Origin of the sequence: Thiocapsa sp. C2-2m, assembly GCF_041903745.1 — a bacterium.
Lineage (GTDB): Bacteria > Pseudomonadota > Gammaproteobacteria > Chromatiales > Chromatiaceae > Thiocapsa > Thiocapsa roseilacustris.
Genome location: NZ_JBBWVD010000027.1, coordinates 1 through 14,171, shown reverse-complemented (window position 1 = coordinate 14,171; position 14,171 = coordinate 1). Strand labels below are relative to the sequence as shown.

Sequence of the window (14,171 nt, the reverse complement as noted above, 5' to 3'; positions counted from 1 at the left end):
ATTGAATCACGCACGCTTAGGTGTCTATTCGGTTCCTACCTTGCTCAGATGCCCTATCAAAATGATGGGGCACAAGCGCAACCTCGCCATCGAGCTGTTCCGCATCGAGAATGACGACATGCGGCTTCAGGTAAAGAAAGGGATCGTTGACCAAACCGTCACCCGCCAGTCGCGCACGAATGTCGGCACCGGTCACAAAGTCCGTGGGAAGTCCGCTGGGCTCGCTGGTAAAAACCGCAGGTGTCTGAGGGTCGTCCCGTGTATCGGCGTTGAGATCGCCCATCATGACGATTGGGTCGTTGCCGCCGATCGGATGTTGCGCGACCTGCCCCATGCGCACGGCTTCGATCGCACGTCGATATTCGTCCGTGTTGGCGCTTCCCGATTTCAGATGCACCGAGACCACGCGTAACGGATCTCCGACATCGGTAATGTCGACGACGGTTTCCTGAAGATAACGCGTCAAATCGTTGGCAAGCGCATCGTCCGAGAGATCGGCAGCACTCCAAGAGGTTTCCCAAGTGATCGGGTAATCCGAGAGAATCGCATTGCGCAGCGCACCGAACGGACCGGCCGGTGCGATCGAGGTGTAGAGATAACCAAGGTCAAAGGCCAGATCCATAAGCGCGTCGGCATCCGCTGCACTGGCCACTTCGGAGATTGCCACCAGATTCGCGTCGATGCGGGCGAGAATATCCACGGTGGAGTCATACTGCGCACTACCGGGCGTTCCCACGGTTTCGACGTTCCAACTCACCACTCGCACGGTCTGATCCGCGACCGCGCACTCCCAACTGACCGCCCCGATCAACACGCATGCCCACAGACGGACACCTGTTCGACTCACCCAATCCATCGAGCGCATGACGAAGCTCCCTTAGTAACTGGTCAAAAACCCGTTGGGCAATGTTTTGAAAGCACAGCAAAAATTCGCAATGTTCAACATCGCGGTCTGCGTGCGCTTGGATGGATCGGACGAAAATTCAGATCGCCCGTCAGACGGACGACAGGTCGTTGCGACCTGGAGAAAGGGTCGGAAAACGGAAGACTGCGCGAATCGGGACACTGATCTGGTTCCTTGTGCATTCCGTACACTCACGACACCACGCGATGTCCGGCTCGGCTGTTCCCAACGGAAGTTGCCGAAACCGGATGTCCTTCGTCGATGCCTCATGATCGACACGGTGGCCCCTGTCGAGCTGCATCAGGGCCACAATCAAACAGCGTAGAACAAGATTCGGCCCTGTCAACGTTGCGCGTGTGCAGTCGGTCGAGAAACTGACCTACCGCAAGCGCAGACTCCGAATCGAGGCTGTTGGACTTGTGAAATCAGTCTGTCGAGAAGGCTGACGACTTCGGATCGGGAGTATCCCGGTCGGGGGATCTGGAAGGGATTTTGTCAGGCATTGGTGGTGTTGCTTATGTAATTCCGCCTGTTTTTATCGGAATACTTCCCGATAGATCTACCGGTCGCCACAACCGCTGTTGTCGAGGCTTGTGATTCATCACTATGCTGGTCTTGGGTCTTCGTTGTGGCAGCAACGGGCCATTTCCGAACGCTGGCATTTCGCCCGTCGGAGTCCGCTGTCACGCGGACATCCGACGTTCGCCCTATAGCGAGTTACATGCACTGCCTCCGGATCTGTGCTACACACATTCTTGATGCTGTTGTCAGCGCCTACGGCAAGGCTTACTGGGCTCGCGGCGTACGATTACCCAGGCGGGACTTCCACCGGCTAGAACACGCGGCCTTGCCAGGTCGCACTGCCCCCTTATCCCGAAGCAATAGAGCCCATATGCAATTGATCAAGAATCTGTTTTGACATTCCCCAAGAACTGCGGAGCGCCCAAGGCAGCCGTTGACCCTAACCTACGGCGGCGGCCGTTACTCCAAGTGGAAGCCAAAAAAATCCTCCGAACGGGCTCTTTTCCGTTCCATATCGACCTTAAGGAGAATCGCTAACAGCTCTAGACGGGGCGGCGCCTCGCGCGCATAAGCTTCTAGGAACGCAAGAACTTCGGGAGTGCGCATAAGCGTTGCAGACGCGTTGTTGACGACACTCTCTACGGACTGTGTGTTAACCTCTATCAAAGACTTAGCCGTAGCCATCAATTCAGGATTCTCCAGCAGGACGCTAAGTGCATCGCTCGACAACTGGTAAAGCCAGCGGGTATAGAAACGTCCTTTATCATCATTGTGGAGACGTATATCACGGAAGTCCCGAAAAAGCTCAAGCGCCTCAGCGTCATCGAACAAGTTTTCGTAAGCGGGCTCCCAATTAGGCGAAGGCTCGCCGGGAAGAGGAACCCAACGCGCACATCCTTCCACGTACTCAATAGGGTCGAAGTCTGGCGGAAGATCTACTCTGTTCCACACGAGGTTGCAGCTCCCGGATGGACAGCAAATCAAGTCGTCGAGTTCATCTGCAGGTGGTTGAGTTGTGGAAATGCGATCAATACCCCAAGCAGAGTAAGTGATCCGGCACGGGGGGCGGTTGGATATCACGTCCAATGTAATACATCCATATGCTTCCGTTTCCAGTGTCGACATACTCGAGTCGCGGAGTAGAATATGCCCCGTTGGAACCACACAGATACCGCCAATATCTCTGGTCTCCGTCCCTTCTCCGATATACTCTATATGAAGCCAGATCGTTTCGTTAGCATTTGGGACAACAGAGCCATCTATGACTCTAACCGGGGCGTTTTCCAACCCATCCGTCCAATGGACGAAGTCCATAGCCGCGACTGAATCAACGGTTTTGGGATCCACAAGCAAGACAGCCGCAATTAAGGCGAACGGAAGCATGCAAAGTCTATTCAGTTTCATATCTTCCTCCGATCTCTTCAATTAACAGCACTCTTTTTGAGTGCTTCTCGATTGAACAAAGGGCTCATAGCCCTCAGTCGCGTAAGTCAAGACTTCATTTTGCGGCAGACTTAATCCAACGCCCCTTCCCTCGCCGGCCTTCTCGTAGCGATAAGGGCTCTGACACCCTATCCTCTTGAAGTAGAGTAGGGTCCGCCTATACACCAGACCGAGGCGGTATGAGAAATGCGTTGTCTGATAGGGGCTACATATGCTCTGGCCCTAGGTCCGCTATACATTACATGGAGTACTAGTGGCTTGCTCGTTCCGGGGGCTTCGGTCTTGCTTTTACTATAGCTACCCATTCATCCCTCTGGTTACACAACTATTACTTTCGGCTGGAGGATGACCGAGAGCAGGAAGTTGGATCACGCATTGACAATTGTCATTGCATCGCTAGTGACGAAGAGCGGAATGATCGGCAAAAGTCAGGAGAGCGAATCTTGGTAATCCGTGACGATATAACGGCGAAACAACAACTCGCTGCCGTTTCGGCACGCGAACCAGCAGGGTCGATCAGGCGCGTTGTAGGCCGCGCAGAGACGTTTCGAGGTGACCGGCACCCAAGGCCACACCATGGGTCTGAAAGGCGTCTCGAAGAGCTGCTGAGAGGTGTCTTGAGGATTCCCAGAGGATGCAGTGTCGAACGTTCGGCCGCGGATGTTCGCTTGAGTGCGCGGGTGATCGGACATGGTAGGGCTGGCGAAACGGCAACCAAACGGCAACCAGATACCCCTCAACGAAAAACGGCTTAGACCCGATGGACCTAAGCCGTTGATTTTATGGTGCGCCCTGCGCGACTCGAACGCGCGACCACCTGATTAAAAGTCAGATGCTCTACCAACTGAGCTAAGGGCGCGAAAGCCGGTAAGTATAAAGCGGCGCGCGGTCTTTTTGAAGGGTTACGACGCGCGTCCGTGAAACGGGTGTCGTCGCAGCCGTACGCCTCGCCGATGTCGCTCAGCGTAACTCCTGCCCGATTCGCTCCAGACGGCTTTTGGCGAGGCGCGCCTCCGTGCTGTTGGGGTAGCGCTGGACGACGTCCTCGAGCACGGCGCGCGCTTGGTCGAGCTGCTTCTGCTCGTATTGGATATAGCCGATCTTGAGCATGGCGCCGGGGACCTTCGGACTGGCGGGGCTCAGTTGGACCAGACGATCGAGCTCGGCCAAGGCGGCCGGGTAGTTGCGCTGGACATAGTAGGTCTCGCCGAGCCAGTAGCGGGCGTTGTCGGTGAACTGGCCTTGCGGATAACGCCGGAGCAGGTCGTTGAAGGCGGCCTGGGCCTCGTCGTACTTGCGCTCTTTGAGCAGCTCGAAGGCGGCGGCGTAGCCGTCGCGCTCGCTGCCGCCGGTTGTCTCGGGCGAGGGCAAGGAGGGGATGCCCACGGCGCCGTTCGACGAGGGGACGGGCGCACCGATGGCGGGCGGCGGCTCGGGCGTCCCGGCAGGGGCGTCGAGATCGCTTCCGCTGACGTCGATGGCTCCGGTTCCGAGGACGCCGTTCAGGTCGCCCGGCGCGGCCGGACCCAAGGGATCGCCGCGATCGGCGCCGAGCCGAGAGTCGATATCGAGAAATTGATCGCGTTGCTGGCGCTGCAGCTTTTGGATCTCGAACTGCTGCATCTCGACCAGACCCCGCAGCTCCTGCATCTCCATCTGCAGCTGCTGCATCTGAAGCAGGAGCTCGGAGCCGGCCTGATTCTCGAGGATGCGCTCCATGCGGGCGAGTCGCGCCTCGAGTGCGGGGTTTGCAAAGGTCGTTGACGGGATGGCCACAGCGACCAGAGCCGCAGTCAGAATCAAGACGGTCGGTCGGATACCCATGAACGCACTCCTAAACCCTGTTCCCGCAAACAACCGAGACCTTCTCGCTCCGAGGTCGAGCAACGACCTCAAGCACCAAGAAAAGCACGATCGAATCAAATTTTGAAGACTTGAATCGCGTCGACACCAACGCCCGCAGACACGCTCCGCAATCCAATCCCACAGGAAAAGTCCGCAGATCGCACCGGATGCGATTCAACGCGATTCAATACTGGATCACGACGCGCCGATTCAGCCGCCACGCCTGCTCGCTATGACCCGGATTGGCCGGGCGTTCCTCGCCGTAGCTGAGCGTGGACAACTGGTTCGGCGGTACGCCGTCGGCGATCATCAAACGCCGCACCGACTCGGCTCGCTGATCGCCCAGGGCCAGGTTGTACTCGCGTGTCCCGCGCTCGTCGGTGTTGCCTTCGAGCGTCGCCTTGACCCCGGCGTTGGTGCCCAGATAGCGCGCGTGCGTGCGCAGCACCGGGAGGTACTCGGGTTTGATCTCGGCGGTGTCGTAGTCGAAATAGACGGTCCGTTGATACAGGGGGTTGCCGGGATCCTCCCAAGGCCCGGCGTAGACCGGCCGTGTGGTTTCGAGCGGGGCAGTCCTGGTCGGCACCGTCGGCATCGGCTGCGGCGCGACCGGCTCGGTCGTTTGTTTCGGCGCACTGGTGCAGCCGGCAGCCAAGGCGCAGGCGAGCACGACGGCCGGGAGGACGAGCGCAGGTGCCCGGATGCCCTTGGGGTTCGTTGTCATCACAGACTCCTTCAACCCAGATTCGGGGGTTGGACATTGGATTGCTCGGGGCGGGCCTTGGTCATGAGCTCGGCCAGGTCGGTGACCCGGAACAGTCGGATAAACAATGCCCTCGAGGCGAGCCGGGATCATTGAATGAAGGGAGACCAGGCGGGCTCGCGGACCTCGCCGGAATCCTGCGACAGGCGCTGGTTCCCGCCGCCATCGATCGATGCCGCGGCCAACACGCCGCGGCCGCCGTGGATGGTCGCGTAAATTACCATGCTGCCGTTCGGCGCGAAACTCGGCGACTCGTCCAGGCTGCCGTTGCTCAGCAGGCGCATGAAACCGCGATCCAGATCGATCACCCCGATGCGGAACATCCCGTTGACGCGTGTCACCAGGACGATGGAGCGCCCGTCAGGAGCGAAGGAGGCGCGCGCATTGTAGTCGCCCTCGGAGCTGATCCGCTGAGCGGGCCCGCCGCCCGCGCCTATACGATAGATCTGAGGACTGCCACCGCGATCCGATGTGAAGATGATCTGTTGACCGTCGGGCGACCAGGATGGCTCGGTGTCGATGGCGAAATGGTCAGTGAGGCGGACCAGCTCGCGACTCGTGAGATCCAGCACATAGATGTCCGGATTGCCGTCCTTGGAGAGCGTCATCGCGAGCTTGCGCCCGTCGGGCGAGAAGGCCGGAGCGCCGTTGATGCCGGGATGGCTTGCGACCAGCTCGCGGCGCCCGCTGGCAAGCTCCTGGACATAGATGGCGGCGCGCTTGTTCTCGAACGACACATAAGCGACACGCCGTCCGTCGGGTGACCAGGCCGGCGACATGATGGGCTCGCCGGAGGAGACGATGGTCTGGGGGTTGTAGCCGTCGGCGTCCGCGACGCGCAGGGTCACAGTCTGGCCCTCGCCTTGGCCGGTGGCGGTCACGTAGGCGATGCGGGTCGCCGCCACGCCGCGCTGGCCGGTCAGCTTCTGATAGATGATGTCGGAGATGCGGTGCGCCGTGTTGCGCAGGCCGGCCTTGGTGGAGACGAGTGTGCTGCTGGCAAGCTGGTCACCACGGAAGGCGTCGTAGAGGATGAAGCTGACCCGGAAGCCGCTGCCGTCGGCCTCGACGCGGCCGATGACCAGGTTGTTCATCCCGAGCAGGGTCCAGTCGCGCAGATCCACGTCATCATGTCGGGCCGGCATGTCGAGCATGTCGCGTGTCGGCATCGCACGAAACCGCCCCGTGCGCGCCAGATCGGCGCTGATGACCGCGGCGATGTCCACCGGCGGGATCAACCCGTCGCTCACACCGAAGGGGACGACGGCGATCGGCTGCGCGGCCTCCACACCGCCTGTGACCTCGATGTTCAGACGCGCCTGTGTCGGCCCGACCCCGAATCCGAAAAGGACGACTGCAAAGATCAAAACGACCGAGGTGCGGCGCTGATGTCGGGGCATAGGGGTCTATCCTGGCTAGGGCCTGAAGGTGAAATTGAACTCTCGAAAGCGCTCGAACACGGGTCCGGAGGGCACGGGCAAGGGCGACGCCTGATTGATCGCGGCGACCACGGACTGATCGAAGGCGGTGTTACCGCTGCTCTCGACCACACGAACGCTGTCGGGCACCACATCGCCGCCCGGAATGAGCCGCACCGAGACCACGGTCGCGAGATCACGACCGGTCGCCGGCGGCCGGACCCAAACCTGACGAACCCGATCACGGATGACGGGGACGTAGCGATCGGCCTCGCGCGCGAGCTGCTCCGACGCCAAGGAGGACAGCAGATCGCCTTCACGCGTTCGCTGCGCCTCTTCCGCGGCGAGCCTGCGCTGCGCATCCTCCTCGGCCATCCGCCTGGCCTCCTGCTCGATGCTCTCCTGAGCAAGCTCCTCGACGAGGCGACGCTCCTCGATCTCGGCCATCAGGCGGGCCTCCTCTTCGAGCTGCCGCTGGCGCTCGAGGGCGGCATCCGCGTCGGCTTGGCGCTGCGCCTCCGCGCGACGCTCGATCTCGACGCGACGCTCGGCCTCGGCCCTCGCACGGCGTTCGTCTTCGGCGCGCGCCGCCTCGGAGCGGAGTTGGGCTTCGGCCCGGGCCGCGGCTTCTGCAGCAAGACGCTTCTCTTCGGCCAGACGTTCCGCCTCGGCCTTAGCGGCTGCGACCTCGGCGGCCAGACGCTTCGCCTCTGCACGTTGTTCGGCCTCTGCACGTTGTTCGGCTTCGGCCCTCGCCTCGGCCTCCGCGGCCTCTCGTTCGGCCTGCGCTCGGCGCTGGGCCTCCGCCATACGGTCGATCTCCAACTGACGGCGCGCTTCGGCTTCGGCCTCGGCTGCCGCGGCCTCGGCTGCCGCGGCTTCGGCCTCCGCTGCCCGGCGCTCGGCTTCGGCGGCGGCACGAGCAGCCTCAGCAAGACGCTGCGCCTCCTCGCGTTCGGCGTCGGCCTGACGCTCCGCCTCGGCCTCAAGTCGCTCGGTTTCGAGCCGGGCGGCCTCGGCCACGCTCGGGTCTTCAAGCGCCACCGGATCCGGCGGCTCCTGCGCCTCGGGACTGATCTGCGTGCCGACCTCGGGACTGATCTCGGGTCCAGCCGGACGCCGCGCCTGCTCGGCCTGAAACTCCGCCACCATCGCCTCGAGCGCGGCATCGCTGACGATGGTCGCTTGAACCACGCGCGGCTTGCTCCCCGCCTCCGTGATCGGCCGCTCGAGCTTGACGCCCACGAAGAAGAGCAGGGCGAAAAAGACATGCAGAGCCAACGACCAATAGAAGGCCCTCGGGTTATGCCTCAGGATGTGCCACATGTCGGGGCTCGTTCTGCCGCGTCAGCGCTCGCGGCGCTCCGGCGGCACCGTCACCAAACCGACCTCCGGAGCCCCTGCGGCCTGAGCGACAACCATGGCACGAACGACACGCCCGTAGTCGACCCGATGGTCCGCGCGCACCAGGATCGGCGTTTCGGGCGTGTACTCGAGCACGACACGGATGCGGTCGAACAGGATCTGCTCGCTGGCCGGCGCGTTCTTCTCGTCTCCGATATCGATGTAATAGTCACCGAACTCATCGACCGTAACGATCAGCGACTCGGTCGTCGGGCTCGGGATCCCGCCGGCCGTCTCCTGCGGCAGCGCCACCTTCACACCCTGCGTGATCAAGGGCGCCGTCACCATGAAGATGACGAGCAGCACCAACATCACGTCGATGTAGGGCACGACATTGATCTCGGCCATCGGCCGGCGGCGCTGCCTGGAATGGGTGCGCTTGAGCATCTACTGGATTCCTCGAGCGCTCAGTTGCGGCCTTGGCGTTGCAGCAGGGTCGAGAACTCTTCCATGAATTCCTCGTAGCGGCTGTTGAGACGCTCGACCTGATAGGAATACCTGTTGTAGGCGATGACGGCGGGGATAGCCGCAAAGAGACCGATGGCGGTGGCGACCAGGGCCTCCGAGATGCCCGGCGCGACCAGTGCGAGGGTGGCCTGCTCGACGTTCCCCAGCGCATGGAAGGCATGCATGATGCCCCAGACGGTGCCGAAGAGGCCGATGTAGGGGCTGGTGGAGCCGACCGTCGCCAGAAAGGTGAGGCTGGTCTCCAGGCGGTCCATTTCGCGGCTGAGGGCGACGCGCATCGAGCGCTCGCTGCCCTGCAGGACGGCCATCAGGTCGTTGCCCTCGATCTTGCGCAGCCGCACGTATTCCTTGAAGCCGGCGCGGAAAATGGACGGCAGACCATGGTCGCCCTTGCGGTTCTCGCTCAGATCCTTGTACAGCGCGCTGAGATCGCCGCCGGACCAGAAACGCTCTTCGAAGGCGTTGGCGCTCTTGCGGGCCTTGGAGAGCACGCGGCCGCGGTCCAGGATCATGGTCCAAGAGATTACGGAGGCGAGCACCAGCACCAGCAGAACCAACTGCACCACCAGGCTGGCCTGGAGGATCAGGTCAAACAAGGACAGATCGGACATCATGGCAGTGGCTCCGCTGGACCGCTCGCGAAAGGCAACAACTCGGACAAGAGATCGCCGGGCAGGCGTGCCGGGCGCAGGGTGTCAGCATGCAGGCAGGCGATCTTCACGACGCCTCGGCAGCAGCAGAAACCGTCGCTTTGGCGCATCACCTGCTGGTCGAACTCCAAACTCGCGCCGCCCGCCCGCACCAGACGGGAGGTCACGCTCAGGCACTCGTCGAGACGGGCGGGCGCCAGATAGTCGATGACTACCCGGCGTACGGCGAAGAGGATCCCGCGACGCTCGCGCAAGGCATCCTGCTCATAGCCGACCGCGCGCAGCCACTCCGTGCGCGCCCGCTCCATAAACTTGAGATAGTTGGCGTAGAAGACCACACCGCCCGCGTCGGTATCTTCGTAGTAGACGCGCACCGGCCAGGTGAAGGTCGACAACCGGGGATCGTTTGATGTCGGCACGGCACGGACCGCATGTTTGGGCTTGACTCAAACCGCGAGAGTGTACCGGAAAGCACCTGTGCGGGCACCTTGCGTCGAAGGGGCAGCGAGGCTAGTGGTTGCAGAGAGTCCGAGACCGCCCGAAATCATTGTCGTTGTCGTTGTCGGCTCGATGGTCGATTATGCCAACGACAACGAACGGACTCGACGACATACCTGCCGTGCTGCACGAGCGGCTCAGGTCGACACCCGCGTCTCGGTCGGCCGGTTGTGCCGCACGACGCTCGGCACAACCTCCCGGATGTCGGACAATGCCTATCTTCGCGACCCGACCGACGGTCACCGGCGCTTCAACCTCCGACAAGGACCTCGACATGACCCGTTTCTCGTTCCTGAAGGGCAACCGCGGCGAATATCTCGTCGTGCTGCAGTTCGTGCTCTTCTTCGCCTTTATCTTCACCCCTGTTTGGAATCCGTTCGCAACCCCGGCGCTCATGGATACCCTCGCTCCCGTGCGCTGGCCGTCGCTGATCGCCTTCTGGGCGGTCGCCCTCATGCTCGGTGGGTTCGGCGCGGTTCATATCCGCGAGTATCTGACCCCCCTGCCCTATCCGGTGGATCACAGCCAGTTGGTCAAACACGGCGTCTATGCTTGGGTTCGCCATCCACTCTACAGCAGCCAGCTCTTCGCGGCGGCGGGCTGGGTGCTCTTCACGCTCAGCATCCCGCACCTCGCGATTCTGGTCATCGGCTTCTTCTTCTTCGATTACAAGGCGAGCAAGGAGGAGGGCTGGTTGACCGAACGCCATCCGGAGTATGCGGACTATGCGAAGGCCGTGAAGAAGCTCGTCCCCTTTCTCCACTAGATCTAAACCGCGTCCGAGCTTTTCTGCTTGCTCGTCGCCCGAGGTCGGCCTTGGAGGACTCCAAGACCGTTTGAGTCGACGCGGTTTAGGAAACGAAAAGATTTTTTGTTTTTCATTTCTTTAAACCGCGCCAGGTATGAGCCCGTTCGTCGTCGTGAGGGTGATCCCCCGGCAAGACCTCGCATGTCACAAAGAGGCGCGGTTTAAAGTGGTTTAAAGCGGCTTTTTGGCTGCACAGAGCACATAGTCCAGACCGCCGTAGACGCTCTCGGCACTCATACCGAGTGCGAGTCGGGCCGGAAATCGGGTTACGGGGTGGAGTCGGTCCAGGGTTTCGGGGTGTCTCGAGAGATAGTCGTGTAAGGGGATGTAGACGCGATCTCGGATGGAGCCGACCTCGACATCTCCAAAACCGCAGGCTTGAAGCTTGTCCGCGTAGCTCTCGCGGGTGTAGACGTTTTCGGCGGGGATCGCGAACTTGCTCGCGACCAATCTCCATGACCAGCGCTGTTTGAGGCGGGTCCACCAGTCGTCGGACAGCGGCATGGGGATGATGTCGGCCGTGACCAATCGGCCGCCGGGGCGCAAGACACGGAAGGCTTCCTCGAAGAAGCGTTCGCGGGTCTTGAAGTGGAAGGCGCATTCGAGGGCGACGACCGTGTCGACTGAATTCGACGGCAGCGGCATGTCCGTGGCCGAACCTTCGCGCAGGTCGATGCGCTCGTCAAGCCCGAGGTCTGTGACCCGGCCACGTGCGACGGCAACTTGGGATGCCGTGATGTTCAGGCCATGAATGTGATCGGGCTCGTAGGTTCGAAGCCAGAAGATGTCTTGGTCGGCGAAACCGAAGCCGACGTCCAGCACCCGGTCGCCGGGTCCCATCGCTGCACGCTCCGCGACCAAGGCGGCCAACGCTTGGCAGGCCTCATCCAGTGTCTGCTCGCCGGTCCAGTAGCCCAAATTGAGATAAAGCCCGTTTTCGGTGGCCACGTCGGTCGACAGGAGGTCGTAGACGTGGGTGACGTCCCACGATCGGAAGGGGTTGTAGAGCCAATCGAGATAGGCAAAATGCCGTCGAAACGGCCGAGAAGTCGACATCGGGGATAACCTGCATGGTGGGTGAGGCTCGCCGGGATGCGGTGCTCGTGCCGAGCGCAAGCAAGGCATAGGGTTCGGCACTCGGTGAAGCTGCCAGCGTCGTTTTGTCGTTGACGTTGTCGTTGTCGTAATCGATTACGACAACGACAACGATTAGCGCCGTAGGTTGTGCCGAGCCGCGCGAGGCACAACCGACCGTCGGGGGAAGTTGTGCTTCCTATCGTCAGCACAACCTACTGGGTGGGGTTCAAGATATCGGCGAGTGATTCGGTCGGCGGCTCGCAGTGTGTGCCGCGGCAGCGGTAGATGCGGGGGCGCTCGCCGGGGGCCATGGCGGCGAGCGTGCCTGGGAGATGGCTCTCGCCGGTCGGGATGCCCAGAACCAAGCGACGCGGTCGGTAGCCGCGTTGGGCCTCTCGGCGCCAAGCGTCGAGCCGATCGTCGCCGGCGCGGATGACCAGGGTTTCGGGCGGGTTGAGCCACTCGTCGAGTGCGAACAGGAGCGTCGCGTGTGCATAGGGCATGCGGCCGATCGACTCGGCCGCCAGCCTCAGGGTCCGCTCGGCCGCAGCCAGATAGCGCGGCTCGCCGACGAGATGGCCGAGGCGTTGGAGCGCCATGGCGGCGATCCCGTTGCCGGACGGGATGGCCTCGTCGCCGAGCGGTTTGGTGCGGTGGATCAGGGTCTCGTGATCGCGACCCGTGAACCAGAAGCCGCCGTCGATCGGATCCTCGAACTGGTCCAGAAGCACCTCGGCCAGCGCGAGCGCAAAGTCCAGATCCGCCCGCGACCAGCGAGTCTGCAAGAGTTCCAGCAGGGCATCAAGCAGGTTGGCATAATCGTCGAGATAGGCGTTGAGGTGGGCGGTGCCGTCTTTGTAGGTCGCGAGCAGCCGACCCTCGCGCCAGAGTGTGTCACGGATGAAGGCGAGCGCTTGCTCGGCTGACTCCAGATAATCGGGCCGATCGAAGGTGCGCGCGGCACGCGCCATACCTTTGATCATGAGCGCGTTCCAGGCGGTCAAGATCTTTTCGTCTCGACCGGGGCGAACGCGATGCTCGCGTGCGACATAGAGGGTCGCGCGGGCGGCGGCGAGCAGCGCCTGCACCTGCGCCGGCTCCAACCCGAGCTCGCCGGCGACGGCCTCGGGCGTACGATACCCGTGCAGATGCCAGCGGCCTTCGAAGTTGGCCGGGCGATCCAGGCCGTAGACCGCGGCGAAGGGGGTATATTCTGCCGGTACGAGCAGGGCCTGGATCTCGTCGCGGTCCCAAACATAAAACTTGCCTTCGTCGCCCTCGCTGTCGGCGTCCAGGCTGGACCAATAGCCGCCCTCCGGAGACTGCATCTCGCGCAGCACCCAGTCCGCGGTCATGACGGCCGCATCCCGGAACAAGGGGGCTTCGGTCACGGCGAAGGCATCGCAGCAGAGCGCGATGAGCGGTCCGTTGTCGTAAAGCATCTTCTCGAAGTGCGGAACCATCCAACGCGCATCGACCGAGTAGCGATAGAAGCCCCCGCCAAGCTGATCGGTCAGGCCGCCCCGAATCATGCGCTCGAGCGTCCAAAGCGCCTTCACGAGTGCCGGCCTGTCGGGTGCGTGGGCCTTCGTAGCTTCTGCGGCGTGCCGCAACAGAAGCTCGAGGTTGGTCGGGTGCGGGAACTTTGGCGCATCCCCGAATCCGCCGTACTCGAGATCGAAGCTCTCGTCGAGCTGTTGAAGTGCGGCATCGATCGCCGAGCGCTCGGGCAGCGCGTCCGAGGCACGCGGCTCCAGCTCGGCAAGCGCCTCCATCAGGCTCTCGTTCTGGGACTCGATCGCCGTCCTCTGCTCGCGGTAGGCCCGCTCGATGCCCTGCATGAGCTGCTTGAATGCGGGCAGGCCATGACGCGGCTCGCGCGGGAAATAGGTCCCGGCGAAAAAGGGTCTCTGATCGGCAGGCATCAGAAACACCGTAAGCGGCCAACCGCCGGAACGTCGCGCGAGTAACTGGTGGGCGGTCTGATAGATCTTGTCGAGATCCGGTCGCTCCTCCCGGTCGACCTTGATGTTGACGAAGAGGCGGTTCATCAGCTCCGCGGTGCCGGGATCCTCGAAGGACTCATGGGCCATCACATGACACCAGTGACACGCCGAGTAGCCGATCGAGAGCAGGATCGGACGATCCGTCTCGCGCGCCAAAGCAAGCGCCTCCTCGCACCAAGGCCACCAATCCACGGGGTTGTGCGCGTGCTGCCGAAGATAGGGGCTGGTGGTCGCAGCCAGACGGTTGGCATGGCCGGTCGGGGACGGATGGGCGTTCGACATGGCTGTTCCTCTGGGCTTGGGGGCGCGACTGATGGGGTTCGGGGTTCGGGATTCGGGGTTCGGCGTTTGGAGAAGGTGGGTCC

12 protein-coding genes and 1 tRNA gene are annotated in these 14,171 nt (G+C 62.2%); 1 reads left to right on the top strand and 12 read right to left on the bottom strand.

The genetic code is table 11. From position 1 onward, the window contains the following. Positions 1-16: 16 nt before the first annotated feature. The 10 genes from AADX97_RS19585 to ybgC all read right to left on the bottom strand — a co-directional run bounded on the left by AADX97_RS19585 (position 17) and on the right by ybgC (position 9,812). Positions 17-865 carry an endonuclease/exonuclease/phosphatase family protein gene (locus AADX97_RS19585; protein WP_374235767.1) on the bottom strand — a complete coding sequence of 283 codons (849 nt, stop codon included), beginning with the start codon at positions 863-865 and terminating at the stop codon, positions 17-19. A 1,020-nt stretch (positions 866-1,885) separates the two neighbouring features. Beyond that, positions 1,886-2,830: a hypothetical protein gene (locus AADX97_RS19580; RefSeq protein ID WP_374235768.1), complete on the bottom strand. Its 945-nt coding sequence runs from the start codon at positions 2,828-2,830 to the stop codon at positions 1,886-1,888. Between the two features lie 822 nt (positions 2,831-3,652). After that, positions 3,653-3,728: transfer RNA gene (locus AADX97_RS19575), tRNA-Lys, on the bottom strand. A gap of 101 nt (positions 3,729-3,829) precedes the next feature. Further along, on the bottom strand, positions 3,830-4,693 hold the full coding sequence (gene ybgF / locus AADX97_RS19570) for a tol-pal system protein YbgF (protein WP_374235769.1): 864 nt from the start codon (positions 4,691-4,693) through the stop codon (positions 3,830-3,832). A 205-nt stretch (positions 4,694-4,898) separates the two neighbouring features. Beyond that, positions 4,899-5,438, bottom strand: a complete 540-nt coding sequence (gene pal / locus AADX97_RS19565) for a peptidoglycan-associated lipoprotein Pal (RefSeq protein WP_374235771.1) — start codon at positions 5,436-5,438, stop codon at positions 4,899-4,901. 128 nt (positions 5,439-5,566) lie between these two features. Continuing rightward, positions 5,567-6,877: a Tol-Pal system beta propeller repeat protein TolB gene (gene tolB, locus AADX97_RS19560; RefSeq protein ID WP_374235773.1), complete on the bottom strand. Its 1,311-nt coding sequence runs from the start codon at positions 6,875-6,877 to the stop codon at positions 5,567-5,569. Positions 6,878-6,892: 15 nt separating this feature from the next. Further along, on the bottom strand, positions 6,893-8,221 hold the full coding sequence (gene tolA / locus AADX97_RS19555; protein WP_374235774.1) for a cell envelope integrity protein TolA: 1,329 nt from the start codon (positions 8,219-8,221) through the stop codon (positions 6,893-6,895). Positions 8,222-8,242: 21 nt separating this feature from the next. After that, positions 8,243-8,686 carry a protein TolR gene (gene tolR, locus AADX97_RS19550; protein WP_374235775.1) on the bottom strand — a complete coding sequence of 148 codons (444 nt, stop codon included), beginning with the start codon at positions 8,684-8,686 and terminating at the stop codon, positions 8,243-8,245. Between the two features lie 20 nt (positions 8,687-8,706). Then, the gene (tolQ, locus tag AADX97_RS19545; RefSeq protein ID WP_374235776.1) at positions 8,707-9,381 is read right to left on the bottom strand and encodes a protein TolQ; all 675 of its coding nucleotides are present in this window, start codon (positions 9,379-9,381) and stop codon (positions 8,707-8,709) included. Further along, positions 9,378-9,812 (bottom strand): tol-pal system-associated acyl-CoA thioesterase, encoded by a 435-nt coding sequence (ybgC, locus tag AADX97_RS19540; RefSeq protein ID WP_374235777.1) that lies wholly within the window; start codon positions 9,810-9,812, stop codon positions 9,378-9,380. The genes tolQ and ybgC overlap by 4 nt, the downstream gene beginning before the upstream one ends. A gap of 377 nt (positions 9,813-10,189) precedes the next feature. Between ybgC and AADX97_RS19535 the strand changes: the two genes are divergently transcribed. After that, positions 10,190-10,681, top strand: a complete 492-nt coding sequence (locus AADX97_RS19535; protein ID WP_374235787.1) for an isoprenylcysteine carboxylmethyltransferase family protein — start codon at positions 10,190-10,192, stop codon at positions 10,679-10,681. Between the two features lie 213 nt (positions 10,682-10,894). On the opposite strand, the gene AADX97_RS19530 is transcribed toward AADX97_RS19535, so the two are convergent. Both AADX97_RS19530 and AADX97_RS19525 read right to left on the bottom strand, forming a co-directional pair. Next, positions 10,895-11,779, bottom strand: coding sequence for a methyltransferase domain-containing protein (locus AADX97_RS19530; RefSeq protein ID WP_374235778.1), 885 nt, complete (start codon positions 11,777-11,779; stop codon positions 10,895-10,897). A gap of 233 nt (positions 11,780-12,012) precedes the next feature. Then, a complete protein-coding gene (locus AADX97_RS19525; RefSeq protein WP_374235788.1) occupies positions 12,013-14,088 on the bottom strand; it encodes a thioredoxin domain-containing protein in 2,076 nt (691 codons plus the stop codon). Between the last annotated feature and the right edge of the window lie 83 nt (positions 14,089-14,171).